This window comes from bacterium (assembly GCA_021372535.1).
Classification (GTDB): domain Bacteria; phylum Latescibacterota; class Latescibacteria; order Latescibacterales; family Latescibacteraceae; genus JAFGMP01.
In genome coordinates this window covers 1-3,809 of record JAJFUH010000233.1, presented here as the reverse complement: position 1 = coordinate 3,809, position 3,809 = coordinate 1, and the positions used below count along the sequence as shown (strand labels likewise).

3 protein-coding genes are annotated in these 3,809 nt (G+C 46.2%); 1 reads left to right on the top strand and 2 read right to left on the bottom strand.

Annotation, left to right across the window (positions count from 1 at the left end):
• Positions 1-609: 609 nt before the first annotated feature.
• Positions 610-1,425 (bottom strand): ATP-dependent sacrificial sulfur transferase LarE, encoded by an 816-nt coding sequence (larE, locus tag LLG96_20040; protein ID MCE5252499.1) that lies wholly within the window; start codon positions 1,423-1,425, stop codon positions 610-612.
• Between the two features lie 263 nt (positions 1,426-1,688).
• On the opposite strand from larE, the gene lexA reads away from it, so the two are divergent.
• A complete protein-coding gene (gene lexA / locus LLG96_20035; GenBank protein MCE5252498.1) occupies positions 1,689-2,315 on the top strand; it encodes a transcriptional repressor LexA in 627 nt (208 codons plus the stop codon).
• Between the two features lie 62 nt (positions 2,316-2,377).
• On the opposite strand, the gene LLG96_20030 is transcribed toward lexA, so the two are convergent.
• Complete coding sequence (locus tag LLG96_20030; GenBank protein MCE5252497.1) at positions 2,378-3,634, bottom strand: Glu/Leu/Phe/Val dehydrogenase; 1,257 nt, start codon at positions 3,632-3,634, stop codon at positions 2,378-2,380.
• Positions 3,635-3,809: the final 175 nt, after the last annotated feature.

Below are 3,809 nucleotides of genomic sequence, written 5' to 3'. Positions count from 1 at the left end.
CCGAAAAACGCTTGTGACCGCGGGGCTTTTCAATGGGGTTGAAAAATCGGAAATTCCGAAAGGTGTTATGCTGTTCATAATCAATTCATTACAATGAAATTGTCATTGTGGATTTTTGGGGGAGCCAAGTGAATTTGTTATATGAAGCCCCACATTTTTAAGAACACTATTTTAGCTGTTACTTCCTTTGCGTGCCCAAAGGAAGTAACCAAGGAAAGGGCACCCCGTGAAAAGCCTGTTTCCACGGGCTTTTCAATGGGGTTTTTACATCAGAAGCTCCAAAGGGTGTTATACAATATTATTACAAAAAATTCATCGTGGATTTTGGGGGGTCAACAGCATGTAAATATGTCCCCGAATCATTAATCGGGGATCGGCACTTCGTGCCGCCCCTTGACAATTTATATCCACATAAATGGTGTTTATCACAACTCTTTTAAAAACCTTTGATTGGGATACACTGCTGTGGATACGGAATAACCGTAATACCATGCGCGCCATGTATATCACAGATTATACACGAGCGCTGTTACATAAGGAAAAATGCTTTCTGTTATTTACCTGAAGAATGCGTGAGACTGATTATCCGGAGGCTGCCGTTTCAACCGTTCAAATCTTCAGAACTTCATTCATGCTTCCCGTGCGGTAACCCTGCAAATCGATGGTAATATACCTGTATCCGAGGGATTTCATATGGTTGATAATTCTCTCGCGGTTTTCCTGCTTCAATACAACAGCCATATCTTCCGGATCCAGCTCGATCCGCGCGATGGAGCCGTGATTGCGGACACGGAATTTTGTAATCCCCATATCCCGTATAATCGCCTCTGCCTTCCATGCTTTTTCAAGGAGTTCCGGGGTTAATTTCTCTCCGTACGGGAATCGTGACGCAAGGCAGGCATAGGACTGACGGTTCCAGGTGGGCAGGCCGAGCTCTTTGCTGAGCGCGCGGATATCGTCCTTCGTGAATCCCAACTCACGGAGCGGGCTTTTAATATCAAGCTCATCGAGCGCGCGCATTCCGGGACGATAATCATTGACATCGTCCGCATTTGAACCATCCATAAGTATGCCGAACCCCTTTTCGTTCGCGTGCTTGAGCATTGTGGTAAAAAGGGCTTTTTTACAATGGTAGCAGCGATCCGGCTCGTTATCTCTGAATCCCGGGATATCACACGCTTTCGCCGGTATTTCTAAGAGTTGAATACCGATATGACGCGCCAGAATACGGGTTTCTCCGATGCTTTCGGGAGGATAAGCCTCGGAATCAACGGTCAATGCTATAGCACTGTCACCGAGCGCATCATATGCCGCTTTTGCAAGAAACGTACTGTCCACACCGCCTGAAAATGCTATCGCAACCCGGCCGTATCCGGAAATTTTTTCATGCAGTCCGGACAGCATTGTATGAATATTTTTGTTCATCAGAACATCCTTTTCAGAAATATTAAAAAAACATGCACATTGCATATGTTATTGTTATACTGTGTATTATTATGCTTTTAAAAAAGATTTTTTAAAAATCAAAAAAAATATTATAGACTTTATTTGAACATTGCATATATTTCCCATAAGTATTTATATGACGAATGAAAATAAATATTGTTTCTTTTTTCCTGTTAAAAAGTATAATCAGTAGTGCTCGTATGGTTTAATTAACTTAAACGTATTTCTTTCGGGGGAGAGAAATGAAAAAAATCTTAACGAAAAGGCAGCAAGAAATCCTCGATTTTATCGAAAGCTTCATGCAGAAGCGAGGATATCCACCGACACTCAGAGAAATCGGAAACGAGTTCGGAATCAGCTCAACCAACGGTGTTCGGGTTAATCTGGCAGCACTTGAGAAGAAGAGCTATATAATTCGAAGACCGTGGCTTTCGAGGGGGATCGAGCTTCTCAACGCTCCGAAGGTACCCCAGAGCGATACCGAAGTCGGCTATATTCCCATTGTCGGTAAAGTTGCCGCAGGTGAACCGATATTCGCTGCGGAAAACATTGAAGGGATGCTCGCGATAGACGATTCGTTCATCCCGACCAAAAAAGTGTTTGCGCTCAAGGTTCAGGGAGACAGCATGCTGGGAGCCGGAATCATCGACGGCGATTATGTTCTTGCAAGACGTCAGCACACAGCCGAACCCGGTGAGATTGTCGTGTTTATTATCGGAGACGAGATCACGGTCAAACGGTTTGACACAAAGGGTGACAAGGTTCTCCTGATTCCGGAAAACGAAGCGTATGAAGTACGGTCTATCAGGAAAAATTCTCCCGATCTTCAGATTGCCGGAAAAGTCATCGGTCTTATCAGAAAATACTGATCGACTCCGGACACATTATCAGGCGGCACTTAACGGCTATGGAATTTTGGTAAACCGGAACTTTAAGGTCTCAGACCGCGGACACGGGCACATTCCGCAACTCTGCCGATACCAAGCATAAGTGCCGCCTGTCTGTTTGTAACCTTCTTTTCCTTGGCAATATTCCGCACGGAATGGTAAGCATTGCGCATAATGCTCCGCAATTTATCATTAATTTCTTTTTCATGCCAGAAAAACGCCTGAAGGTCCTGCACCCATTCAAAATAGGAAACGACGACACCGCCGGCGTTTGCGAGAATATCCGGAATGACGAAAACCTTTTTATCGTTGAGGATTTTATCCGCATCGTTGGTCAGCGGGCCGTTTGCACCTTCCACAATCATCGATGCGCGGACTTTCGGCGCATTGTCCTCCGTTATCTGGCCGCCGAGCGCGGCAGGAATCAGGATGTCGCAGTTGAGGACGAGCAGTTCGGCATTCGTAATCGCATCGGCTTCCGGATATCCCTCGATCCACTCGTGTTCTTTGGTGTACGCCAGTACTTTTTCTATATCGAGGCCCTTTTTCGAATAGATTCCGCTTCTTTCATCGGATACCGCAACGACTTTACACCCCGTTTTTGAAAGCAGCTTTGCCGCAACCGAACCGACATTCCCGAAACCCTGAACAGCCGCGGTCTTTTTGCTGAGATCGAAACCGAGCTCCTCTGCCGCTTCGATGATGGTGAATACGACACCGCGGCCGGTCGCTTCCTGACGTCCAGCCGAACCGCCGATGCTTAAGGGTTTTCCGGTGACCACTCCGGGGACTGAATAACCCTTGATGATGCTGTATGTATCCATAATCCATGCCATGTGAGTCGCATTCGTATTCATATCCGGAGCGGGAATATCCTTTTCAGGACCGATCATGGGAGAAATTTCCCATGTATACCGGCGGGTGAGGTTTTCAACTTCACCTATCGAAAGCTGGTGAGGATCGACACGGACACCGCCTTTCGCGCCGCCATACGGGATATTCACCACCGCGCACTTCCATGTCATAAGCGCGGCAAGCGCGACGGTTTCATTAAGGTCCACCTCGGGATGGAAACGGATTCCGCCTTTTGCCGGTCCGCGCGATATGTTATACTGAACGCGATAGCCCTCGAACGACCTCACCGTGCCGTCATCCATGTTAATCGGGCAGGAAACTATGATTATACGCCGCGGATGGGCAAGACGCTCGCGGATATTCGGATCAAGATTCAAAAGGTCAGATGCCTCGTTAAAATCGGCCATGACCACCTTCAACAGGTCTCTCTGTTTCTCCCGTGCCATCGTAACCTCACTTGTTTATATTGTTCATTCTTATGTCCTGTTTATATTTGGTTAAACAAACTTCTAAACATCAGTAATATACGGATAAAAAAGGTTTTATTCAAGGGATATCAGACATATACCGGCAACCCCCCATTTTTTAAAGAACACTTTTTTATACATGTTACTTCCTTTG